This window comes from Metabacillus crassostreae (assembly GCF_016908395.1).
Taxonomy (GTDB): domain Bacteria; phylum Bacillota; class Bacilli; order Bacillales; family Bacillaceae; genus Metabacillus; species Metabacillus crassostreae.
Genome location: NZ_JAFBDU010000001.1, coordinates 605683 through 629985, shown reverse-complemented (window position 1 = coordinate 629985; position 24303 = coordinate 605683). Strand labels below are relative to the sequence as shown.

Genomic DNA, 24303 nt, shown 5'->3' with positions numbered 1-24303 from the left:
CCTTATAAGCTTCACTTAACTTTAGCCTTACCTTTCCATTTGGTCTAATAACATGAACACAAACACAGCGAAAATATGAAAAACAGCTATTACTGCAAAATGATAACCCTCAACACCATGAATATATTTATATATGACTGGGAATAACACTGTCTCAATGCCAAATAACATAATCACAAAACCTATTCGCTCAGCTAATTTCTTTTCGTTTTTCGGGACAAACATTTCATTATTACCTGCAATGAATGAAGTTTTCCCTTTTCGATTGACGGAAAATCCAACAATGACTATTACTACACCTAAAACCATTAAGACTATTGATACAGTTAACATTTCTTCCCTCCTTGGATAAATGTAGATGTTTTATAGATTTGTACCTTTATATTGATTTGAGATTGTCGCTTTATTCAACAAACCGCTTCTATAGTTTAACATTAATTTCCATTTATTTTACATAAAAAAATCCCTCTTTAAGGAATGCACTCTTTACTGAAATAAAAATGTACTAGCATACTTACATTTTAATCTTCTTTTAATTTTTGAATGATGGTTTCTTTTATTACCTATTGGCAGTAAAACCTACTTATCCAAATTTTGCTAACGTATTTACTTTTCATTTTTCATAAATTTGGTAAAATAGATCATATATTATTGGAAAATGAGGGTGATATGTCAGTGAAAATAAAATCATTTAAGTTCCTACTCAGTTTCATTTCTGTGGGTATTTTAGTGTATCATTTAATAAATTTGTTTTTATTTTGGCCAGATATTCCAGATCGTATTGCGATTCACTTCACTAATGGTGAACCAGATAATTGGGGTTCAAAGTTTTTTGTGCTAATTATGCCAATTATAGGACTTTTGCTATGGTGGTTAATCGGATTATTTACTAAGCATCCTGAAAAACTGAATTACATTAACTTAACAGAAAAAAATCGTGAGAAACAATATAATATGTCGAAAAAAATGATGATTTTCATTCAACATTTAGTATTAATTATTTCTATATTAGCTAATGAATCTTTTATAAGATATTCAGTAGGTATTGAAAACAGCGTTTTGAATTTCTTCCCATTGATTTTAACGGCAATTATGTTGTTGGCAGTTTTTTATAATTTAATATGGGCAGCTAGATTAAAAGAATAAACGATCTACCTATTTTACCAGTAGAACTATTATCAAATTAGGGTGAACAAAATCTATTGCCCTGTAAATTTACTTAAAACACTTCAGAAATTCTTCTTATGCTAGTTTCTAGCTGCTAAGATCACATTAATTCTTTTATATTAGCATCAAAAAAGCACCCCCTTCTTGCCAGGAATGCCTCCGTTTTTTTTCTAAAGAAAATAAACTATTACACTACCAATACCTGCGATAGTGATCATAATACCACCAAAACGAGTAGACCATTTATACAAGCTTGATGGTTCAGTACCATCGGTTGATTTCTAGCTCTCTGTTAATATCCATAAAATAGATGGTTTTACAATCATTGTGACACCAGTAGTTATTAGAAGTATTCCTAGTATACCCATTTTGAAGTTCCCTTATTTTATTTCATTACTTTTATTAATCATTACGTTTTTATTGTTTTTAGGATTTTAATTATTCTTGAAAGATCTTGCTCTACAGTAAGTTTAACATTTATTTCCTTCTGCTGAGGGATAGAAATGCTGAACCTTCAGTTTATGTGATATTTTTAATATATTTTATCCCTCTTTCCGCGGTGTTTCTCCTTTCAAGTACTAAATAAAATAGGACCCATCATATCTTACTTAGTAAAAAAGAAACCCATTAAAGGAGTGTGAGAAAAGGTGAAAAATGTAAATGTTCGTTTACGCCCACTTGTGAAGAACATCAATTTACCCACTGTGTTGAAAACAGCGTTTCTTCCTGGAGATACAGTGGAAAGGTTGTTTATTGCTACTCAGGTAGGAGAGGTCTTTTTCTTAAGAAATGGTGAAGTTCGAACATTGTTAGATATTCGTTCACGAATTATAAAATTGGGTGCTTCTGGCGGATATGATGAACGAGGCTTACTAGGACTAGCGTTTCATCCTCAATTTTATTATAATGGTGTTTTTTATCTTCATTTTTCAGTCGCTGGTACTCAAGGTCCAGGTGCTCTCCCTAATTCTTTTACTCCTGATCCGTGTGACCCAAGTACCTTAAACTTGAAATGGGAAGATAGAAATAATCAATACGATCATATTGATACTGTGGAAGAGTGGATACTACAAACAAACGGACAACCGAAAAAACGCAGAACTTTACTTAATCTTAAAAGGCCATTTTTTAATCATAATGGTTTTAATAGCTTAAACTTCTCACCTGAAACAGGTAATCTTGTTTTAACTACTGGAGATGGTGGATCAGGCTATGACCCTTTTAATCTAAGTCAGGATAATATGGAAATACCCGGAAAGATTATTGAAATTGACGTGACTAAAAGTTTTCCCGATGATTTAGCCGCTGTCACTCGTTTTAATGAACTTCCAGTTTCTATTCAGGAAGCATTAACGGTGGTCGCCAAAGGAGTTCGTAATAACCCTGGTATTTCATATCAAAGGTATGGTAATCAGTATATTAAGTATGTAGGAAATGTCGGTCAAGATTTAGTAGAATCTATCTTTTCATATGTGCAGTATCAGCGAATCCCTGTTACTCAACTGGTTCAGTCTTATTCAACGAACTCAGAGCTTAAGGGCTTGATTAACTTCGGTTGGAGAGGATGGGAAGGAGCTTTTCCAACCTCGATTTTGGAGGACTGCTCAGAAAATTCTTCTCTGTATAAAAAGTCGATTGCTTATTACAAGGAAGCCATACAAGATTCTGTGAATCGTCTTCCTCCTTTAACGAGTTATTTTCATCAAGATTCTAGACCTAATAAATTTGAAGGCACTGCACTTACCGGAGTCCAACCATATATGAGTAACAAAATACCAGATTTAACAGGAAGCATTGTGTTTTCCGATATGGCTCGGAATAAACAATCAGAATCTCCAAAGGGCGGTTTAGCTTATACCAGAAACAGGTTTGATGGAAAGCTTAATGATTTCGGTGTGATTGAACCTTCTTATGGTTTTGGATCACAACCAGCTTATTATGTAGGTTTAGGAACAAACCTTGCTCAAACAAATCTTTATTTAGGGGTATATGACTCGATGAATGTAACAGACTTGAATCAAGGAACTGTATTTGAAATTATCCCTTGATTATTTAAAACAAAGGGAAGGTTCTATGCATCTAATGGAGAAGTTATTAAATAATGATTCCTTACTTTAATTATGCAAATTTGATAAATTACTTTTTTATATAAAAAAGAAAAGAAGTCTTAAGTTATGAACAAAAAACAAATTTAAATAAAGCTATAAAATAATCAATTTAATATGTTATAATTTAACAAAAAAATATATAGAGTGTAACTATTGATTAAGAACTTACCATTCATACTAGCACTATTTCTTCTAGGTCTTAGTTTGCGAACGATCGTAACAACTGCCAGTCTATCTCCATTCATCCACTGGACAATTTTAATCATTTCTACAATGCTTCTTATTTGGAGTATGATTGCGATGATATTAAACATAGGTGTACAAAGAATCGAGAAGATCAGATCAGAAATGGACCTATAATAAAAGGTTCATTTCTGTTTTTCGTCTACTGAAATTGAAGTAATAGATTGATATATAACACTTAGGCTTGATTGCAAGAGAATGATATGTAACCCAAGCACTCCTATAGATATTTTCAAAGACAGTAAAAATGAGGTGAAATTGATGCACTATGTTTGTCCTGTATGTGGATTTGATAAATTAGATGAACCCGCCTACAATAAATATAACGAAGCTTCATATGAAATCTGCCCCTGCTGCCAATTTCAATTTGGAGTAGATGATGACGTAGAGATAAGTGATGGAGTATTTATGTTAAGAGAAGAAACTCATACTATCTATAGAAATAAATGGGTTGAAGACGGTGCTGAGATTTTCCAGCCTGAATGTTACCCACAAGAATTTCAGTCAGATGATAAAGTAAAAAAAGAATACTTAATTCAACAACTTAAAAATATAATTGTATCTCCTTAATAAAGTGTATATTTGTAAAGGACAATCTTTCAAAAACTTAAACTGTAAAATAAGATGATTTCAACTTGTACTCTGAGATTTAAAACTTTGAAAAAGTAAATTTGTATGCTTTCTTCTTGTCTGCTATTTAAGTGTTGGATTGTCCTATTACATTCGTAAATGGTGACTGTCTTTTTAAAGACTCGTTTCGTTTCCTTTACTTTATTATTTGTACTAGTTGTGTTTCCATAACCGTTCAAAAAATACTTTATTATCAGTATTTCTTAAAAGATATATGTCAGGGTTACTTAGATTTTTCCAATCATCGAATCCGAAATTCCCATTATAATATTTTAAAAGTAATGACATTAGATTTCCGTGTGTAACAATGATTGTATTTTCAAATTCACCGTTAAAAACTTCCTCAACAACTTCTACAATTCGTTTCATCGCTTCTTTACTGGACTCTCCACCTTCAAATTTAAGTTCAATATCTTCAAATGTTGTTTTCAGTTTTTCCAGCCAGTCAGAAAGATTTTCACTGCTTAGTACACGTTCTGTTAATTTCCTATCAATCTCTATCTTGAGATTTAATTGCTCTGCAAGTGGTTGTATAGATTGAATAGCTCGCTTATATGGACTTGAAATAATCCGGTCGATTTTAATTTCGGAAAAAAATTCAGATACTTCTAATGCTTGTTTAAAACCTCTATCTGTAAGTTGTGCTTCGGCTGGTTGTCCTTCAGCTTCACAATGCCTTATAATATAAATTTTCTTCAACAAAATCACTCCAATCTTATTTATACTAAAGATATAATGACGAATAAAGTAGATTCAAAGATTCCGAACGTTTAATAAATAAATCGGAGCTATAATTTAACTATGAGTACTTATTCCTTCAGCATTACATCGCAATTTATAAAAATACTGGACAATTTCTTTCTCATCAATAAAGGACTCCTTCATTTTTACTAAAGTCCTTTTCCCTATTCGCCTATCTATCAAAGCAAATATTTTAATCAGCATGTTATTTGATTTTAATGAATTTTCAATAGGCTGGTGAAAATATTCCTCGACAGCATCATAAAAGTCATACTGAGCAAAAATACCTTCCTCTAATACCCATTCATGTGCTTCTTCCCAGATACTTGGTTCTTGGCTGTAATCAGTATAAGGAATTTGTTTCTCACTTTTGATTTCATATATTCTTCGGTTTAAAGTCGTCTCTGATGTAATTGTACACATATTGAGGACTTCCTTTTTATCAACAGTAATAAAAGCTCTTCCCAATTGATCGTGAGCCCTTCTGTAATTGGTTACTGTGAACTGTACTCTTTCTTTTAGAGAATCACATTTAAAATTGTCTAACTTTTTCTTTATCTTGCTCCATTGTTGATTCCGCAAATTTTTCGCCCCCTAATTGTGATACAAAAACCTATAGATTCCTATTTTAAGGTATTTTGCTTAACAACCCATTATTACACGTAATTCTGCTTTAAAGTGATATCATTGTTCTTAAGATAGGTTTACCTTTCAATCATAACTATAAGAAATATTGTAAATACAAATAGTAGGGAAAATCATCCAAAAAATTCCAAAAACCTTTTTTCGTCATCTTCTTCTCCTATCTACATCTTTGCGAATAAGTAAGTAGAGAAAAGCAAAACCGATAATGAAAATAAATATTGAATAATATTGTTGAATCTCAAATTTCGTTAGTATATGTACCATTTATTCCAACAATTCTTGTTCAAGATTCTACTCCGTTAACGTTAGCGCAATAAGACAAGCACTGTCTTGTTAAAACATAGCAATCGTTTGTTGAATAATTTCTAACCAAAATTCCTATCCAAAAACAAGAGTACATAACTACCTGCACAAAGATAAATTGCTACTTGGCTTGATATATAGACTATACGTTCAAGTAAGGTTAGTTTTCTTTCCTTCTTCATTTTTTTAAAGTGTTTGTAATAAAAGTATGAACATAGGAGTAGTATTATTGCCGATATTTGGAATACGTTTTCTAATAAACTAACCAAAGAATCATCTCCTCAACTAAACTGCACCGTTATTTTATTTGAATAACTTCACTTATCACAAATCTTCATACTAAAATCATACCAAAACATAACGAATTATTGTTCATATTTTTCCACATTTATGTAAATCATTGCTGCATAAAATCAGTATACTACGTAACTATTAGTCACTCTCAATCAAGGCTCTTTACTGAAGAAAGAAAGATGTTTAGAGTCTTAGGTTTCATCCCTAAAGATGTGTTAATAACTTTTATCTTTTAGTTTCCCAGCTAAAAAACGTCTCGAACCCTTATTAATATAAAGGATTCGAGACGTTTTAAATACATTTATTTAGTTGTTTTAATTGATATTTCAAACGAAGTTCAATCTTTAAGAATAATAGAGAGATGTCTACTATAACCACAAATAAACGTAATCAGTAATTTCATGGGTATTATTTCTCAAATGATATCAAGCCAAATTTTTATTGCTGTTCCAAATATTAATAATGCTAGTATAACCTGCAGAATCTTAGTATTTAACTTTTTCCCTGCCATTGCTCCTAGTGGTGATGCAATTAAACTCGCAATAACCATAATTGCTGCTGGAGCATAATCTACTTGCCCAGTCGTGACTTTTCCTATAGTTGCTCCAATTGAAGAGATAAAAGTGATAGCTAAAGATGAAGCAATCGTCATACGAGTTGGAATTTTTAATACAACTAACATGATTGGTACTAGTAAAAAAGCTCCTGCTGCACCTACAATTCCTGCACCTCCCCCAACAATTAGTGCTAAAATAGCTGCGAGCCACTTGTTAAATTTCACTTGATCTAGTGGAATATCATCAATTCCCTTTTTAGGAATAAACATCATCATTGCAGCAATTAAAGCTAACACTCCATAAGTAAGATTAATGCCTCCTTCAGACATTAATTTAGAACCATAACCACCAATAAAGCTACCGATTAATATACTTGCTCCCATATAAGTAATAAGTGTTTTATTTAAATATCCACCTTTTCGATATGCCCAAACACCACCGATTGTCGCAAAAAATACCTGGATAGCACTAATACCTGACACTTCATGAGCACTGAATGCTGCTACCCCAAATAAAGGTGGAATATACAATAACATTGGATATTTAATAATAGATCCGCCAATTCCTAACATACCTGAAATATACGAACCTATAAATCCGATTAGGAAGATTGTAATAATAAAACCTATTTCCATGTCTTTTACCCCCCTATTAGAAAAGGGAACCTAAAGTCGGTTCCCTTTATTTTTCAGCCTTTTTTATCCAAGACTTTAGTACACCACCAGTTTCTTCATGATTTATTAATTCATGACCACCAGATTTTGCCCAAGCAGCTAGATCATTTTTAGCTCCTTTATCAGTTGCATGGATCTCTAGAATCTCACCTGAGGCTAAATCATTCATTGCCTTTTTTGTTCTTACGATTGGCATTGGGCATGCTAATCCTTTTGCGTCTAATACTTTTGTTGCTTCCATTTAATAACCTCCTAAAAATTTATATATTGATTAACGAACCGCACAACGGTTAGGTCCAATTTCCATTTCACGTTGTTTTTCTTCATCTGGAGTGATTTTCCCCATATTTGTTTCACGAATTTCTTCATATGCATTTGGTTGTGGTGGTAAATTTTCTGTAACTAGTTTTCTAAATTCACTCTCATCTTCAATGTTTAAACCATGATTTTTTGCAAACAAAGTTCCTAATTTTTCTGCTACACTACCATCTTTATTTAACTCGTCAATAATCATGAAATGTGCGGGTAAAACAATTAGATCTTCTGAAAGTTCACGATAGCGTAAATATAAACTTTCTCTCAAAATCTGCTACCCAATCCTCTGCCATTCCTGCTAAATCTGGTCTTCCAATAGAATCAATAAAGAGAATATCTCCTGATAACAAGTATGATGAATCAACAACAAATGAAGTTGAGCCAATTGTATGACCTGGTGAATATACTGCATGAATATCAATAGCTGTATCTCCGATTGTCACTGTATTGCCACTTTCTAGTGGACTATACTCGAATGTCACCTCTGTTGCATCCTTTGGTGGTAACCAATATGTTGCACCAGTATGAGCTGCAATCACTCTTCCACCTGAAATATGATCAGCATGAAGATGAGTATCAAATACTTGAGTAAGAGTAGCGCCAATTTCTTGTGCAAAGTCCAGATAAGTTGAAGTCATTCTAGTTGAATCAATAATCGCTGCTTCTCCATTTGAAACAACCATATATGATAAACAACCTTTTCCAATGCGAACAAACTGATAAATCTCCCCACCATCTCTTAAATCTCCAATTTTCACTGGCTCTAAGTGTTCACTCCAAGCCTTCATACCGCCTTCTAAATAAGAAACACCTACAGCTTGTTCTGAAAGCATTTCTGCAACCATGATAGAAGAGCCTTCTTTTGCACACACCACTAATACTTCTTTTTCAGAAGGAAGCTTTTCTAAAATTTCTTCAACACCATCTAGTAATTCAAAATACGGGATGTTTAGATAATCAAAATTTTCTCCTTCTATTTTCCAATCTTGAAAATCACCTTCATTACGAACATCTAAAATAAATAATCCTTCTTTGTTAAAAATCTTTTTTGTTACTTCTTTAGAATTCATTGCTTTCACTGCCATTTTCAATTACCCCCTAAGGTATATTTAAGTTTAAAAAAATAATTTTTATTTAGAAAGTAAAAGACTTTGTATGCTTCAAATAAGCCACCATTGCTTGCGATAATTGCTACTTTTCTACTTATTTCAAGTTCTCCAAGTTATTAATATTGATTTATTTGTTATTTATTTAATGTAGACGTTATTCCTGACCATGCACTCATACCAGGTACAACATTTTTTACTTTAGTGAAATCCTTTTCAGCTAGTTTTTGGGACGCGAGATCACTTCGTCTACCAGTTCGACACACTACATAAATTTCATCATCTTTATTTAATTCACTTACACGTTCTTCTAATTCACCTAATGGAATAGAGATTGCTTTTGGAATATGATTAAAAGCATATTCTGCCGATTCCCTTACATCTAATACAACAATGTTTTCTCTTGCTTCTAATTTTTTCTCAAGTTCTTCGTTGCTTGTTACATAAGGGTGTTTTCTTTCAATATTTTCTTCATTTGAAGATTTACGCAGATAGTGCTTAAGAACATCTCCTTCTTCAATTGTACCCAAATATTGATGACCACAGCTTTTTGCCCATGCTTGCATATCAGCCTTTGAACCTTTATCTGTTGCTTGAATCTCTAGAACTTGCCCTGCTACTATTTCATTCATCGATTTTTTTGTTCTCACAATTGGCATAGGACATGCTAAACCTTTTGCATCTACTAATAAATCTATTTTTATTAAGTTCATTCATAATTCCTCCTAGTTACCCAATAGGGTATATTTTTTATTAAAAAAATTAGTTCGTTTCGCCTTCCCAATCAAGCATTCCACCAGTCATATTGATTACATTATATCCATGACTTTCAAGAAATTAATAAGCACGACCACTTCTTGCACCAGAACGACATACCATGATATATTCTTTTGATTTATCTAGTTCATTCATACGAAATTCTAATAAACCCAATGGAATGTGAAGGGCACCCGGGATTTTTCCTGCATCCACCTCTTCTACTTCTCTCACATCAATCATGTTTACACTTTGACCTTGAGTTAACATGTTTTCTACTTCTTTTGCCGTAAATTGTTTCATCTTAATATCCTCGTTTTATCTCCAGGCGCTCATACCGCCCTTAACATTTGTTACATTGTTGAATCCTAATTTTTTCAACGTTTTACTAGCCTTTTGACTACGCATACCACTCTGACAAATTACAATAACTTCTTTTTCTTTTGATAATTCCTTCACTGCTTTCTGACTAAGTTCATGTAATGGAATATTTTTAAATTCTTTAATACGATTCCCATTAAACTCCCCTGGAGTTCTAACATCAACAAACTGCTTATTTTTATCTTTTAATTCATTCTTAAGTTCAGTTGTTGAGATATGATTTACTCCTTTAGCTGGGATGATCCTGTTCAGGATAAAAAATACGAAAAGAGCGATGACGATATAGTTAATGTATTCCATTGTATCTCCTCCTATATACTTAGGCGAATTTCCCCTACTAAACTTAAATGAATAAATTCACGTTTCCATCTTCAGCATCTGCAAGGTATGCTGCAACTCCTGCATACTCAATGTTGTTCAATAATTCTTCTTGTTGAAGACCTAATAAATCCATTGTCATCGTACACGCTACTAGTTTCACATCTTGTTCTTGTGCCATTTCAATTAAATTTGAAAGAGGCATTGCATTGTGCTTCTTCATCACATCTTTGATCATTTTTGGACCAAAGCCAGCAAAATTCATTTTAGACAATCCCATATTTTCTGCACCTCTAGGCATCATTTTGCCAAACATTTTTTCCATAAAACTTTTCTTCACTTGTATATTTTCATCTTTACGTAAAGCATTTAATCCCCAAAATGTGTGAAAGATTGTTACTTCATGATCATACGCAGCTGCACCGTTTGCAATAATATAAGCTGCCATAGCCTTGTCATAATCTCCACTGAATAATACAATCGTTGTCTTTTTCTTTTCTGTCATAGTAGTTCCTCCTCTACCCCTACGGGTATATAATTATCTAAATTTTTTTATCTTTTTTTAATCCAAAATTTTAAAACATGATCTTCTTCCTCATGCTTTAAAAACTCATGGCCACCTGTTTTAGCCCATGCAGTTAAATCATTTTTGGCACCTTTATCTGTTACATGAATCTCTAATATTTGACCAGCTTCTAGCTCTTTCATTGCGTTATTTGTTTTAACGATTGGCATTGGACATGCTAAGCCTTTTGCATCTAACACTTTATCTATAATCATGGATTACTCCTCCTAATTCTTAATTACCGTTACCCCTACGGGTATATATTAATGTAAATAAAAGTGGGTGTCAACCCATTTTTATCTACTTTTAACCAGAAGATTTACTGCTTCTTTCACTAATTCTTCTGTACTGTGCTCTCCAGTTTCTTCAGCTCTACGAACACATTCTACTAAATTTGAACTCACAACTACGCCTATAGTACGATCAATTCCCGTTCTTGCTGCAGATAACTGCGTGATAACTTCCTTACAATCTTTTCCCTCTTCCATCATTCTTAGAATACCTCTAAGTTGTCCCTCAATTCGCTTTACTCTATTTTTCATTTGATCATTATACTCCATCTTCTTACCCCCTATAACAATACCTTTCTTTGCTTATTTGTTTTTACTTTACTCTTTTTTTCCTTTTAGGAAGGAATGGAATACCCAATAACTATAAATCCTTTTTTACGAAGAATTCAAACCCCAACATTTCTTTCCATTCAATTTGAGGCAACGACTACTAGATCCTTATTTGGAATTTCGCTGTAGTATCTTTTAAGGTATGCAATTGGAATGTTTATTCCTAGATATACAGGATCATTATAGGCTTCGTTATAATCCCTTTATCTATACTCTATCTCTTATCTATATCATGTAATCCATAAATAGGATAATACCTCGATAACAAGAAATTGATGATACATATTACTTAAAATAATCATATAACAGGCTCCTTCCTAATTTATAGAAAGGAACAACTTACAAGATTCATAATATACCACCTAGGGTATGTTGTCAACAACTTATTAATAATGTTTTTACCTTAGTTTATAACTTTCTCCATATCCAATTCCTCCTTTAAATATAATAAAGAAAATAATAATTAAATAAACCTGATCCATTAGTAAAAAAGCAAGTTTCTTATGGATCACTCGCACCAGTTAGTTGAATTAGGTTAATTTGTTACCATACCATTACTCTTGTTAACACCTCAAATTTTTAGTGCTTCCATGAATTCATTTATATTACTTAATATTTGGTCTGGTTGAACACCAAACTCTACTGTCTGATAATTGGGTAACCACTGTACTCCAATCGTATGTACGTTAGCTTGTTTACCAGCCAAGATGTCAGCGTCACTATCACCTAAAAATATAGCTTCTATGTTTTTTATGTTAAGCTGTGCCAATGCCTTGTTTAACCCTTCTGGATGAGGCTTTGGTCTAGAAACATCATCACCAGTGATGATCACATCAAATAAGTCATTCATCTTGAGGCAATCTAAAGAGATAAGTAAACTTCTGCTAGCTTTTCCTGTGACAATCCCCAATTTATAACCTTCTCTTTTTAAAAACAGGAGTAAATCGTTAATCTCTTCATTTTCAAGTACAAGTTCTTTGTGTTTTTCACTATATTTCTCATAATATAGTTCAATTGCTTTATCATGATTTGAATCCATAAGATTTTGTTTAATAATTCCAGTCTCAGATGGACCGAACATTGCCTTTATTTCATCTGTAGTAACTTCTATGTTGTCAAAGTCCTTAAATACTGCTTGAAATGCATAAAAACATACTGGCAAAGTATCAGCAAGTGTACCATCAAAATCAAAAATTATTGCTTTCATAACTACACACCCTTTAACAAAATAAAGTTTCTTAGTAGCAACCGTACGTATCAAAAACTATCATTTATTCATTTCGTCCTCTAACATCTTTATTTATACTCAAATGAATCCAAATATAATAAACTATCCAAAAAAGCAACCCTAAAAGTATTGAAAATGGTTTTAAATTTTGAGGTAAATAAATAAGTAGTAAAATTCCAATCATTAAAAATGGTAGTAGTAATATCCAATAACGCTTGTCTTTCAACTCTTTGAACATATATATCCCTCATAATTATTTCAGGCATTAATTCTTCCTTAGAAAAGCACCCATTAGCATAGTAAGAGCTTAACGTTGAATATTGTCATCATATGTTTCGGCAACATATACAAAGTCTAGCTGTTCTTTAAATAAATACACTTGTTTTAGATGGAATACCTGTTCTTGCCGAAACAATATCAACCTCTACAAGGTTAAAACTTACATTGTGAGCCGCTTCGATATCAAGTCCCCCTGTTAAAGAGTGTACACCGTCATCAAATGACTTAAAAACAAGTAACTTTCTTCTAAATCATTATTATCCATCTCAGCCCACTCTCCATTTACTAATACTCCAAATGAATAAGTATTTGGTATGCATTCAATATGATTTATCCCTCTATAACTTCTTAATGAAAACATATAGATATGGGTTTCATTCCAATTAATTTCTATGCCATATTTAAAAGTAAAAGTATTGTAAACCATTTCATAAAATAAAGGCAATACAATATCATCCCAAGAATCATAAGCAAAGGCTTTAATCGGAATTAGATGCGGTTATAAACTTTGAACAGCTTTTTGAAAATTTAGTAGAATTGATGTATCTAAGATAGTTTGCAAAACATGATCAAACACTTTTAATCTTCTATTATCAATCAAATTTTCGTCGCTAAAATCAACAGTCAGGCTTTTAGCTTTGTTTTAATACTTTTTTGTTCTTATTATCGATAGGTGTTTCCTAACATTTGCATACCATTAATAAATTCCCATCAGGATCTTTAAAATTAAACCAATGTCCGTTCTCTATATCTGTAACAAATTCCACATTATGTTTCTTGAGAGATTGATAAGCCTTATGTATATCGTCTGTGTTGAAATGGAATGCCGGATTTTTATATAGCGATTCTTTGTTATATATCTTACTGTCTAGAACAAGGTTCAATCCATTATTATCAAATGGAATACAACATAAATGACCAGCTATAATTTCATAATTCGGTTCTAGGTTTAGTATGGAACAGTACCAATCTCGTGCATGTAAAACGTTACTTACAGGAATAAATATTGCTCCAGCCTTACTTGAAATACTACTCATAATATCAAATCCCTTAAAATTTTAACCCACCAAATCACAGTATGTTGTTTTGGTTAACTATAACTTAAATTATCAATCTCTAAATTCTCACTTATATGACCTTTTTTAAAAATAAAGCTCACCGTTAGCCATCAACATAGGTCGCACTACAATTAACTATCTAATTTTTCATTGATTTGTTTTAAGTGGTGAGCATCGTGTTTTACGAAAATTTTCACAAAGCTTTCTCCTGAGAACTTTCTTTTACCACCACCAATAGTAAACCTAATATCCCCGTCTATACTAGATAATATTTCAGATAATACCTTTCGAGTAAGAACAAAATGATTTATGATCGTTTCAACTGAGTAATCTTTAAGAAAGGTCATAGCCTCTCCATTATGCTGGTCATGGTCGGGGAACTTCGGTAAATCGGCATCTTGAACCATTAACGGCACCATCTTTTCTAGATTGAATTTATCCCAATAATATAGATGACCCACGATCTCTCTAATTGACCATTTCCCTTCACTTATAGCTTCGCATAGCTTTGTTCTAGAAGTTTCTTTTAATTTCAAAACTTCATCAATCGTTTTACCATATTGATTTAAAGTTTTATTCATGGTTTTCTCCCTTATAAAAATAATAAGTAGTTATATACTAAAAGACTGGACAGAAACACTCGTTCCCATCAGGAGTATTAGGTTAGATATAACATACCTACCTTTAGTTGAAGCAGAAAAAGGTTGGAACTAAGTTTTATGTATTAAACAATTTTCCGTTTATTGCTTCAACATACCTGTTTGCTGATCTATGTATACGTTGAGCGGCATCTTCTCTTATGACGCGATGAAATGCATCATATAAGCGAGTAAACTTAAATTCATTCATCCTATTAGAGATTCTCTCAACAGTCGCACTTGGCAATGGGATGAAGTTAGGATAGCTGTACATAAAACTTACCCATTCTTGATCAGCTACGACACGTATAATATCTCCACAAAGTAGAATTCCGTTTTGCCCATTGCCATTTTTCCATTCTAATACGGTACCGCCTTTAAAATGTCCACCAATTCTCTGAAGAACAAGGCCTTTATTTAATTCAAGGGTTTCACCTGACCAGAAAATGATTTTTTCGCTTTTTCTTGTCACCCATTCTTTATCATCTTCGTGTATATAGATCGGAGCATCAAAAGTTTCCGCCCATTCAACCTGACTAGAGTAATAATGAGGATGTGATAAGGCAATCGCATCAATTCCACCTAGTTCATTAATCGTTTTGATGGTATTTTGATCAAAATATGTAATACAATCCCACAGCAAATTAAATTCATTATTCTGTATTAAATAAGCTGTTTGTCCAATCCCGAAACTTGGATTCGTATTAATACTATAAAGACTTTCTTCTTCAGAATTCACCAGAGTTTTATATGTACCACCTTCAATCATCGTTTCTAATGTAGTCCAAGATTGCCCTTTAGAACTAACGTATTGTCTTTCTTCCTCACAGATTATGCATTTAGTTGGTTCTTGTGTAGATCTTGCATATTGAACTCCGCAAGTCTCACAAATATAGTTATTCAAAACGTTTCCCCCTTATCATAAATAAAAACTTTACTAAACTATCATATTAGAAATAGGTAATTTTTTGAAATTAAATGCTCATCTTTAATAATCCTGCACTTTAGTTTAACAAGGCTATTTAGTTCAAGTATTTCGCGAAAAGCGACTTAAATTGTTTAATATTGTAGATTTATGTCACTTTGTATTTGTTTATTTCTTCCATTAAATACAGTAATATTCAACTATACTATTTACAATTTTAAACAGATAAAGGCAAACCTTTCGAAAGAACGGGACGCAAAGTTACAGATCTAAGGTGTAGAACTATGATTGCTGGACTACCTAAAATAGTTATTATTTTTAGGAGGTAAAGATGTTAAGTTCTTTAGTAAGCGCAAATAACCTAGACAAAGAATGGGTTGATTTAATATTAATTGCATTAGAATTGGGAATTTCCGCTGAAGAAATTAAAGATTTTCTCAACAATTCTTATAGACCTTCTTAAGGTCTTTTTTTCAGGTGCAACTTAGCTATTTTTTTATGTCGCAATTTATTTCTACTACGAATTATACACGTTACTAAACAATTTGATCTGTTTGCGGAAGAAAAATAAAGGACTGACTATGAGGTTTCATCGGACCAGACGTGTTAATAACACTTATCTTTCGTTCTTTCCTAATAAAAAAATGTCTCAACCCTAGTAATATCAAGGATTCGAGACGTTTTAACTACATTTATTTAGTTGTGTTAATAGATATTTAACGCGAAGTTAATCTTCGAAACTATTAGGGAGTTTCCACCCCTTCTTTTAAAACTGATTGCTATCATATCTAACTGATAAGCATCTATTTAGGTTAAGAATATTGTGAAATAGTAACTCCAATATCTCACCCTTCGGATTGTTGAATGCATTTTTCGATTACATAATAACGTTGTACTGCGCAACAAAGAAATAGCTAAAATCAATTATTTCTTGTTCAACTTCCTTTATTGAATTACTATTTACATAGAAAGAACTTGGTTTTACTTATAGTCCTAATAGCATAAGCCTTAGATTTTTCTTACCTTACTAAATTGGTAGAATTAAATTCTTAAGGTGTAAATACAACAACCTATGTTTGTTGTATTAAGAATGAAAATGTAAATATAACTATCTGCTGTTAAGGTATGAGTAACACCTTACCTGTACTCTGTCCACTTTCTAAAAAACGATGTGCTTCGGAACCTTGTGGTAATGGAAATATCGTTGGGGAAGAAAGGATAATTTTATTTCTTGTTATCAAATCAAAAAGACGATTTGATCTATTTATTCTATCCTCGCTCTCTGTCACCATTTTCCACAAGTCACCACCCGCAAGTGTCTTTGATTGCGCAATAAGCATTTTAGGATCTATTGGGGCAGGGTCACCTCCAGCCGTTCCGTAAAAGACAACCGTACCACCAGGTTTTACGATGGATAAGCTATCTAGTAATGTACTCCCAATTCCATCATAGACAACATCTGCACCACCATTATTACATTTCATAATAAGATTTTTCCATTCCTCTGATCTAAGAAAAACAGCATCAGCCCCTAAGTTTAATGCCATTTCTTTTTTCTTTTCTGTTGATGTAATCCCAATAGCCTTTGCACCTTTATTTTTCACCATTTGAAGTAGAAGCTGACCGACTCCACCAGAAACAGCGTGAATCACGACAGTATGCTTCTCTTGAACTTTGAAACTATCATGAATTAAAAAGTCTGTTGTTAATCCTTGAAGCAATATACTTGCAGCGGTTTCAAATGATATATGCTTTGGAAGTGGTATTGCTTGGTCTTTTGGGACTTTTACATATTCAGCGTTGGCATAGGGAACATCTGCAAATCCCACACGATCTCCTACTTTATAATCGGTTATATCTTCCCCAACTTTTTCTACAATTCCAGCACCCTCATACCCTAAAATATTTCCCTCCAGTTTATATCCACCTCTCCTTCTATAGATATCCGCAAAATTTAAACCAATTGCTTCTGTTCGAACGAGAATATCACCATTTTCTATAACTGGATAAGGAACTTCTTTATACTTAAGCACTTCTGCCCCACCAAATCCTTCCATCACAAGTGCTTTCATCTTACTCCTTCCTTTCTAGTTCTAATAATGTTTTATTTAAAACAGAGGCTGTACACATTGCTTGATGATCATTTAGAATATCATCTGGTTTATTTCCTTTTCCTAATACGTATCCTGAAAAGTCAATTCCTATAAAATCAAAAATATATTTAAATTGTTGAATCAATGGAAGCCCCTTAATACTGGGTTCATCTCCACCGACTGCAATGACAAAAGCTTTCTTCCTTTCCATTTGCCTCTTGAAGTTTTGAATATTCTTATCCCTTATTGTTTGTGACCATCTATCAACAAAGTTCTTCATTTTCCCTGTCATACTGTACCAGTAAATTGGTGTAGCAAAAATTAAGATGTTATGCGACATGATACGTTCAATAATGGAGTTATAACTATCATTTACATGACCAAATCCACTTTGTTCATGACGCATATCTTCAATTGGTTTGATCTCATAATCACGCAAATAAATGTGTTCAACCTTCACTCCTAATACTGCTTGATTTGTTAAGGTTTCAGTATTTCCATTTCTTCGAGTACTCCCATGTAAAACTACAATAGACATACTATCTTCACCCCTTAAACCTCGTATTTTTTTCACTATTTGCTATACTTAGCATATAATGGATTTCCAAATCATTAAAGCGAATAATTCCGATTGACTCAATCGCTTTTAACGATTAAAGAGGTGAATAGATGGATACAAAGCAATTGATTACATTTAAAACAGCAGCAGATCTTCTTAACTTTACGCACACGGCAAAAATTCTTAATTTTGCCCAGTCGAGTGTAACAGGTCAAATAAAATCACTGGAAGCAGAGCTTGGCACACCTTTATTTGAACGTTTGGGTAAACGCTTAATCTTGACTGAATCCGGAAAGCAATTTAAGCAGTACGCTGAAAAGATGATTATGATCTCTGAAGAATCTAAGCAAGTGGTGAAGGGAGGTGAAGAACCAACTGGTACGCTAACCATTGGGGCTCAAGAGAGTCAGTGTACGTATCGAATACCTCTACTTTTAAAACAGTTCAAAAACCAGTTTCCTAAAGTAAAAATCGTATTTAAACAATCCTACTCAAATGAGCAAGCGAGAGAACAATTATTAGAGGGAAAGCTTGATATTGCTTTTATTATGGATAAGATAAGACCTGTTGATTCATTGCACATTGAAACATTGATTCAAGAAGAACTCAAGGTTGTTGTAGCTTCTGATTATCCGTTACCAAAAGAGAATTATCTATTTCCCCTTCACTATGAGAATGAAACATTTTTACTTACAGAAAAGGGGTGCTCTTACCGAACGATATTAGAGGAGTCCTTTCATACTGCTACTCTATCGATTTTAAATAAATTTGAGTTTGTAAGTATAGAAGCCATAAAACAATGTGTAAATGAAGGGCTTGGCATTGCAGTTTTACCTGCAATGGTAGTTGAAAAAGAGATTAAAGAAGGAAAAATGCAAGAAATAGCTTGGATGAGTTTAGAATCTACTATACACACACAAATTGCATGGCATAAAGATAAATGGGTCACTTCACCATTAAGAGCTTTTATTGAACTCACACGTAATACATTTATAGAATTTCAAAATAACACTCGTTAATTTCATGTGAAAAGAAGAAGAGTGCCCAAACGATTAGGGCTCTCTGTTTTATTCTCGATTAACTTTTCCCGCAATAATTGAACCTTGAATACCGGTACTTAAACTTAGACCAGTGTAGAACAAAATATATTAAAGAAAGGTTTGAAAAAAGCCAATAAATACTAATGGGTTAAAATTTCCCTTTTTAAAATCTATTCTTTATTTTGTTGCCATTAGAAAAATTTAACGAATAGAGATGTTAGAAAAAAACGATACCCAGCAAACAATACCTGTTCACCAACATATTTTGATGGATATATAAAGCTACATAGCTTAATGTGAAATATGGAAAAACACTTCCCCATAAAAATGTAGCACCAACAGGCGTAAATCCCCCCATTTGTTTTGTAACCTTTTAGCAGTCATGTTTTAGCTCCTTTTCGTTTAATCAAACCAGAGTATAATTCATACACAACTGTTATTAACAAGAAAAATACTCATCATCTAAACTGAAAAATCGATTGCATTAATCGATATTCATGTTAATAATTTTTAATAAATATTGGCCCTTACTACTATCTTCCTGTATATTTCCTTTTAAAAGCCTATGCAAAATCATAAGAAAATTAATATCCTATTTAAGGCAAAGCAAGAGTCTACTATGCAATAAAAATGAGTTTCTCTAGTTTTGCGAAGAGAGAGATAGACTTTGGAGCTTCATCCCCTAAGACGTATTAATAACACTTACCTTTCATTCTTTCTCTAATAAAAAACGTCTCAACCCAATAATATTAAGGATTTGAGACGTTTTAACTACTTTTACTCCAGTTGTGTAAAAGGATATTTTACACGAATTTAAGACTTTAAAAATAATAGAGAGTTTCCTCCCTATCTTCAAAACTGTTCTTAATTATATCCAACTGAAGAAGCATTAAAATTAGATTAGATATTCAGTTAAAGCCCCGGTTAGTGGAAAATTTTTTTCCTTATGTAGAGATATAGTAAGAAAACTACTCCTATACCAACTAAAACACCTGTAGCAACATATAAAAGTATATAAGACTCATCATTCTGACCTTGTTTATGGGCGTCAAGTTTGGAAACACTTGTTTTTTCTGGTTGTGCTTTTAGAAAATCTTCGAAAAAGGTCTTTCTTTCCTCATCTGGGTGTTCAACTTTATCATTGGTAACTTGAACCATACCGTTGGGACTTCCAACTGGTATTAGGAAATCAGCATCCTCACTTTTTTCTAAAAATAAAAGGAATTCGCCACCTTTACTTTGGAATTCCTCTGCCCATCCAACATCATTATAGTCAATGCCTGCCATAAATTGTTTAGAAATATCCCCTTTATAAACATTTATAACATTGAAATCTAAACCTTGAAAAACAAAATCACTTGGTTTCGGCTTAGTTGAAAAATCATATTTACCAGTAACAATAACTTCAGCTCTTTCAACAACGTCTTGTGGTTTTAATCCAACCCAACTTGTAGCAGAAACTGTAATGTTTATTATCATTATTGATAAAAAAAAGCTGGTAAATAATAATATGTAACATAAATTTCTCATTGTGAACCCCCTTTTTCCTTTAATACAAAAAGTTCAACAAAATAGAGTGCAAACTCCCTGTATCAACAGAGTTATCGCTAAAGTGGTTTTCTGAATGAATTGCACCATTTATCATATTTAAATTTATCTTCGTAAAATCGATGAGCATTTATTCGTTTAATTCCAGATTCCAATGCAACATACTCTGCTCCTTGCTCTTTTGCCCAACTATGTATATATAATAGTAATTTCTCACCGTATCCAAATGATCGATATTCTATATCTGTTACTAAATCATAGATAAAAATATGTCTCTTATTATAGAAGTTCACTCTCCAACTTAACCCAGCCACTGAGACAATTCTATTATTATTATAAAGAGCGAATAACACATAACCGTCTCTCTGCATTTCCTGAAGTAACTTCAAATAGGAATCTTCGGTTAAATCAGTCCGAAGCTGGTTTAGGACTGGAAATGCCTCAATCCATTGTTCTTGTGATGTTAATTCCTGAATATTTTCTTGCATAAGGAACCTCTTTCTAATAAGTAATATGTAAATTATAGCTTATTCTTCTTCATCATCAATCTGACCTTTGGTTGTAATCTTGGAATCTATTAGAAGGTATTCCCTTCATTTCACGCTCAAAAGCGTTTATAGCAGAACTTGTCGCGCACACCCTTTAGTTCAATAACTATAACTTGAGAGCTCCAATTTATAAAGATTCAATTCTCCATTTTTCAGCTTCTATATAGTCATAAACATTCAATATTTCTTTGTCATAGTCGTTTTCGATTTCAAAATACCTAACATCTGCTTGTAAACATTTTGTTTTGAATTCATTATGTTCCCTGATTAGTTCTTCTACTGTTCTGTCTTCCGGCCAATTACGGAGTTCAACTTTATTCCTATGTTTTACTATTTTTGTTTCAAAGTTTTCGCGAATATAATTCGTCGAAAAACCTAAGAATACTGGAATGATTTTTTCTGAATAATTGATCTCAAAATTCTTCATATAGTGTGGCAATATATAGCATCCTTCAATAATGATATGTTGTTCATTCTCGATATTTGTCATAATAATCCCTTTTAATATTGGCCAGAGCTTATCTCCAATGACTTCGGTACTATCTAGTGGTGTGAATCCACAATTCTTATCTCCTCTATACAAGCCCATTTTCAAATGGTCTATAGAGAGATAAGAGATATGATATTTTTCTAGTAACTTTTGAGCCATCAAGGTTTTACCAGTAGCACTTACAGCACTTATTAAAATAATCATATATTACTTCCCTTCTGATTTAATTGTTAATTTCACTAAACTGCTTCTATAGTTTACGAAAAAAAGCGTCACCAATTAATGTAGTAACGCCACTTACTTTAAGAAGGAAAAAGGGATACAGAGCTATATAACAATCATCCTTGTTTTACCTACTATATCTCTCCGAACGAAAGGGCTTAAGCTAAATTAATTTTATTGCTAACTTATAATTCTTGAAGCTCGTCCACCGTCACAAATTTATACCCTTTGTTTGTAAGATCTCTTAATATATCTTCAATCACTTCTATTGACACACCTGTTTGATCGTACATGGGATGCAGCAAGATTATCGATCCTGGTTTAATGTTCTCCACTACATAATTAACTTTTTCATCAGCAATGGTGTAATATGTATCTGGTTCTAAAGACCACATAATCGTTTCTCTATTGTGCTTATTTAAATAATAAGGTAATCCCACTAATTTTTTCCCATAGGGAGGTCGAAAGTCGATTTCGCTCTTATATCCAGACTTTCTAATCAGCTCATCTGTTTTTTCAATTTCTTCTTTAATAAAAGAGGGAGATTTTAAAACCATTCTTTTGTGTGAATAGGTGTGATTACCAATTTGATGCCCTGCTTCTACCAACTTCTTTGCTTCTTCAGGGTATTTTTCAATATCATTTCCGATAAGGAAAAAAGTTGCTTTTGCTTTGTATTTATCTAATAATGGCAAAATCTGATCCACATTCTTTGTCGGACCGTCGTCAAATGTTAAAGCAATAACTTTGTCTTCCGTTTCAACTTGGTATGTTAACCCTCCAAAAAATTGAAAGGTTGTTAACTTTGTAACTTTAAAAGTTCCTATGAATAAAAGAACCATAACCAAAAATCCAATGCTAAAAAATATTAATTTCTTTTTCATCCGTGTTTCCTTTCTTTCAAAGACTATTTTTTAACGCTTGCAGATTAATATATTACAAATGCTTTATTGAAGTAGCCTGACCAATACCCTTGATTATTCCAACGAACTCCTGTTCATCTATTTCCTCGTGAACCAAGATTTCCCTTACCATTGAAAATTCCTCCAAGCAAATCCCTCTCTGTTAATATTATTCATTCGTATTCGAGAGTTTTGTTTCATCACTAACCTGCATTGTTGAAATGCAATATAATAACGAATCTTTTTATTGAAAGCTATCAGGTGCCCAAATAGCAATATCATTACCAGGAGTTGCAACTATTAACCAGTGGTCGCCACCAAATCCAGCACCATCTCCAGCTTGCCAACACTCATAAAAATCGTGATGACCGTTTACAAACAAAGTTAGACCAGATTGGAAAGTCATTATTAAATGTGGTATTGTTTCACCTAATTTAACTTCTACAACTTTGTCCCTTCGTAGTTTAAAGATTAAGTTGTATTCCTCATCTTCAGTTAAATCCTCAATTTGGTTTTCTGTAACAGGAAAATCTTTAATATCTGTAGAAAAAACCGTCCATTTTGACTCAATATTAATCCAAAGCTCATCAGGATCTTGATTAGATGTATAATGCATAAATTTGATTAAAATAGAACCAGGCCCTACTCCGAATTTCACTCCATCTAATTGGCTACCGACAAATAAATGGTTCAGTGCTTTTTCTGAAAAATCCCTCTGCTTTAAATCCACATTTATCACTTCTCTCTAATCAACGTTGATTTTCATTACAAATTTCCTAAGACTATTCACTTCCTCCACGAATTACATCTTTAGCTAAATAAGGAAATTCAATAAAAAAAGCATCAATCCCTCCTAGATCGACACATTTTTTAGTTTTAAGAATTTTTGTTTTTTTTAACCTTTTTGATATTGATCCAACGAACAGGAGCTGTCCATAAAAACTCCCGTTATAACTCAAGCTCACCGTTAGTTCAATAAGCATACGTTTATATTTCTATCGAGATATAAACGACACTTGTAATAGCACACTAAAGAATATGGAGAAAATCTTAATCCAAAAATAATTTTTCTTTGATAAAACTGTTGAAGACCTTTCCATATATCCAACAACAACAAGCAAACCGAGAGCACCTATATATGGCTTGAAATAATTTAATTTCTCATTACTCCAATTTGTATCAATAAAACTATAAAAGAACAGAAGCAGAAAAGTATAGGTTCCAATTACAAATATAGTCTCTTTAAAGTTTTCGAGTTTCATCTTAATACCAACTTTTCTTGTTTTTTAATAATTATAATTATAAATCTACGTTGAAGAAAACTGCTACGTTAATGAAAAGCGACTGTTC

General features: G+C 32.6%; 27 protein-coding genes, 3 pseudogenes and 1 riboswitch. Of the genes and pseudogenes, 6 read left to right on the top strand and 24 right to left on the bottom strand.

Going from position 1 to position 24303, the window contains the following annotated elements; translation table 11 throughout:
* Positions 1 to 27: 27 nt before the first annotated feature.
* Positions 28 to 333, bottom strand: a complete 306-nt coding sequence (locus JOC75_RS03535) for a hypothetical protein (protein ID WP_204952721.1) — start codon at positions 331 to 333, stop codon at positions 28 to 30.
* Positions 334 to 669: 336 nt separating this feature from the next.
* Between JOC75_RS03535 and JOC75_RS03530 the strand changes: the two genes are divergently transcribed.
* Entirely contained in the window at positions 670 to 1146 is a 477-nt protein-coding gene (locus JOC75_RS03530) for a DUF1648 domain-containing protein (protein ID WP_204952720.1), read from the top strand.
* A gap of 191 nt (positions 1147 to 1337) precedes the next feature.
* Here the strand turns inward: JOC75_RS03530 and JOC75_RS24530 are convergent.
* Positions 1338 to 1430: pseudogene (locus tag JOC75_RS24530) on the bottom strand (DUF6199 family natural product biosynthesis protein); the annotation flags it as partial.
* A gap of 384 nt (positions 1431 to 1814) precedes the next feature.
* On the opposite strand from JOC75_RS24530, the gene JOC75_RS03525 reads away from it, so the two are divergent.
* The 3 genes from JOC75_RS03525 (at position 1815) to JOC75_RS03515 (ending at position 4088) form a co-directional block, all read left to right on the top strand.
* Entirely contained in the window at positions 1815 to 3215 is a 1401-nt protein-coding gene (locus JOC75_RS03525; protein ID WP_204952719.1) for a PQQ-dependent sugar dehydrogenase, read from the top strand.
* A 213-nt stretch (positions 3216 to 3428) separates the two neighbouring features.
* Positions 3429 to 3635 carry a hypothetical protein gene (locus tag JOC75_RS03520; protein ID WP_204952718.1) on the top strand — a complete coding sequence of 69 codons (207 nt, stop codon included), beginning with the start codon at positions 3429 to 3431 and terminating at the stop codon, positions 3633 to 3635.
* Between the two features lie 144 nt (positions 3636 to 3779).
* Entirely contained in the window at positions 3780 to 4088 is a 309-nt protein-coding gene (locus tag JOC75_RS03515; protein ID WP_204952717.1) for a hypothetical protein, read from the top strand.
* Positions 4089 to 4301: 213 nt separating this feature from the next.
* On the opposite strand, the gene JOC75_RS03510 is transcribed toward JOC75_RS03515, so the two are convergent.
* The 15 genes and pseudogenes from JOC75_RS03510 to JOC75_RS03435 all read right to left on the bottom strand — a co-directional run bounded on the left by JOC75_RS03510 (position 4302) and on the right by JOC75_RS03435 (position 15530).
* On the bottom strand, positions 4302 to 4856 hold the full coding sequence (locus JOC75_RS03510) for a histidine phosphatase family protein (RefSeq protein ID WP_338036544.1): 555 nt from the start codon (positions 4854 to 4856) through the stop codon (positions 4302 to 4304).
* An 87-nt stretch (positions 4857 to 4943) separates the two neighbouring features.
* Positions 4944 to 5471, bottom strand: coding sequence for an SF0329 family protein (locus tag JOC75_RS03505; protein WP_204952715.1), 528 nt, complete (start codon positions 5469 to 5471; stop codon positions 4944 to 4946).
* 1075 nt (positions 5472 to 6546) lie between these two features.
* Positions 6547 to 7323 (bottom strand): sulfite exporter TauE/SafE family protein, encoded by a 777-nt coding sequence (locus JOC75_RS03500; RefSeq protein ID WP_204952714.1) that lies wholly within the window; start codon positions 7321 to 7323, stop codon positions 6547 to 6549.
* A gap of 46 nt (positions 7324 to 7369) precedes the next feature.
* Positions 7370 to 7603, bottom strand: a complete 234-nt coding sequence (locus tag JOC75_RS03495; RefSeq protein WP_204952713.1) for a sulfurtransferase TusA family protein — start codon at positions 7601 to 7603, stop codon at positions 7370 to 7372.
* Positions 7604 to 7633: 30 nt separating this feature from the next.
* Positions 7634 to 8762: pseudogene (locus tag JOC75_RS03490) on the bottom strand (MBL fold metallo-hydrolase).
* 158 nt (positions 8763 to 8920) lie between these two features.
* A complete protein-coding gene (locus tag JOC75_RS03485; RefSeq protein ID WP_204952712.1) occupies positions 8921 to 9496 on the bottom strand; it encodes a sulfurtransferase TusA family protein in 576 nt (191 codons plus the stop codon).
* Positions 9497 to 9545: 49 nt separating this feature from the next.
* Positions 9546 to 9842: pseudogene (locus JOC75_RS03480) on the bottom strand (rhodanese-like domain-containing protein).
* Between the two features lie 15 nt (positions 9843 to 9857).
* On the bottom strand, positions 9858 to 10220 hold the full coding sequence (locus tag JOC75_RS03475) for a rhodanese-like domain-containing protein (protein WP_204952711.1): 363 nt from the start codon (positions 10218 to 10220) through the stop codon (positions 9858 to 9860).
* Positions 10221 to 10263: 43 nt separating this feature from the next.
* Positions 10264 to 10743: a DsrE/DsrF/DrsH-like family protein gene (locus tag JOC75_RS03470; RefSeq protein ID WP_204952710.1), complete on the bottom strand. Its 480-nt coding sequence runs from the start codon at positions 10741 to 10743 to the stop codon at positions 10264 to 10266.
* A 47-nt stretch (positions 10744 to 10790) separates the two neighbouring features.
* On the bottom strand, positions 10791 to 11018 hold the full coding sequence (locus tag JOC75_RS03465) for a sulfurtransferase TusA family protein (RefSeq protein WP_204952709.1): 228 nt from the start codon (positions 11016 to 11018) through the stop codon (positions 10791 to 10793).
* Positions 11019 to 11099: 81 nt separating this feature from the next.
* Entirely contained in the window at positions 11100 to 11363 is a 264-nt protein-coding gene (locus JOC75_RS03460; protein WP_204952708.1) for a metal-sensitive transcriptional regulator, read from the bottom strand.
* Positions 11364 to 11994: 631 nt separating this feature from the next.
* On the bottom strand, positions 11995 to 12630 hold the full coding sequence (locus tag JOC75_RS03455; RefSeq protein ID WP_204952707.1) for an HAD family hydrolase: 636 nt from the start codon (positions 12628 to 12630) through the stop codon (positions 11995 to 11997).
* A gap of 980 nt (positions 12631 to 13610) precedes the next feature.
* Positions 13611 to 13967 carry a VOC family protein gene (locus JOC75_RS03445; RefSeq protein WP_204952706.1) on the bottom strand — a complete coding sequence of 119 codons (357 nt, stop codon included), beginning with the start codon at positions 13965 to 13967 and terminating at the stop codon, positions 13611 to 13613.
* A gap of 152 nt (positions 13968 to 14119) precedes the next feature.
* Positions 14120 to 14569, bottom strand: coding sequence for a DinB family protein (locus JOC75_RS03440; RefSeq protein WP_204952705.1), 450 nt, complete (start codon positions 14567 to 14569; stop codon positions 14120 to 14122).
* A 136-nt stretch (positions 14570 to 14705) separates the two neighbouring features.
* Positions 14706 to 15530 carry an MBL fold metallo-hydrolase gene (locus JOC75_RS03435; RefSeq protein ID WP_204952704.1) on the bottom strand — a complete coding sequence of 275 codons (825 nt, stop codon included), beginning with the start codon at positions 15528 to 15530 and terminating at the stop codon, positions 14706 to 14708.
* Between the two features lie 241 nt (positions 15531 to 15771).
* A riboswitch (cyclic di-GMP riboswitch) is annotated at positions 15772 to 15855 on the top strand.
* A gap of 27 nt (positions 15856 to 15882) precedes the next feature.
* On the opposite strand from JOC75_RS03435, the gene JOC75_RS03430 reads away from it, so the two are divergent.
* Entirely contained in the window at positions 15883 to 16014 is a 132-nt protein-coding gene (locus JOC75_RS03430) for an anti-repressor SinI family protein (RefSeq protein ID WP_204952703.1), read from the top strand.
* Positions 16015 to 16669: 655 nt separating this feature from the next.
* On the opposite strand, the gene JOC75_RS03425 is transcribed toward JOC75_RS03430, so the two are convergent.
* The gene (locus tag JOC75_RS03425) at positions 16670 to 17623 is read right to left on the bottom strand and encodes a quinone oxidoreductase family protein (protein WP_204952702.1); all 954 of its coding nucleotides are present in this window, start codon (positions 17621 to 17623) and stop codon (positions 16670 to 16672) included.
* A gap of 1 nt (position 17624) precedes the next feature.
* Entirely contained in the window at positions 17625 to 18182 is a 558-nt protein-coding gene (locus JOC75_RS03420) for a flavodoxin family protein (protein WP_204952701.1), read from the bottom strand.
* Positions 18183 to 18313: 131 nt separating this feature from the next.
* Here JOC75_RS03420 and JOC75_RS03415 point away from each other — a divergent pair, with 131 nt between their 5' ends.
* Complete coding sequence (locus tag JOC75_RS03415; protein WP_204952700.1) at positions 18314 to 19222, top strand: LysR family transcriptional regulator; 909 nt, start codon at positions 18314 to 18316, stop codon at positions 19220 to 19222.
* A 945-nt stretch (positions 19223 to 20167) separates the two neighbouring features.
* Here JOC75_RS03415 and JOC75_RS03410 read toward each other — a convergent pair.
* The 5 genes from JOC75_RS03410 to JOC75_RS03390 all read right to left on the bottom strand — a co-directional run bounded on the left by JOC75_RS03410 (position 20168) and on the right by JOC75_RS03390 (position 23683).
* The gene (locus JOC75_RS03410) at positions 20168 to 20773 is read right to left on the bottom strand and encodes a hypothetical protein (RefSeq protein ID WP_204952699.1); all 606 of its coding nucleotides are present in this window, start codon (positions 20771 to 20773) and stop codon (positions 20168 to 20170) included.
* Positions 20774 to 20850: 77 nt separating this feature from the next.
* The gene (locus tag JOC75_RS03405) at positions 20851 to 21279 is read right to left on the bottom strand and encodes a GNAT family N-acetyltransferase (RefSeq protein WP_204952698.1); all 429 of its coding nucleotides are present in this window, start codon (positions 21277 to 21279) and stop codon (positions 20851 to 20853) included.
* 187 nt (positions 21280 to 21466) lie between these two features.
* Entirely contained in the window at positions 21467 to 22033 is a 567-nt protein-coding gene (locus JOC75_RS03400) for a P-loop nucleotide/nucleoside kinase family protein (protein WP_204952697.1), read from the bottom strand.
* A 203-nt stretch (positions 22034 to 22236) separates the two neighbouring features.
* Complete coding sequence (locus JOC75_RS03395; protein WP_204952696.1) at positions 22237 to 22935, bottom strand: polysaccharide deacetylase family protein; 699 nt, start codon at positions 22933 to 22935, stop codon at positions 22237 to 22239.
* Positions 22936 to 23197: 262 nt separating this feature from the next.
* Entirely contained in the window at positions 23198 to 23683 is a 486-nt protein-coding gene (locus JOC75_RS03390) for a hypothetical protein (protein ID WP_204952695.1), read from the bottom strand.
* Positions 23684 to 24303 lie beyond the last annotated feature (620 nt).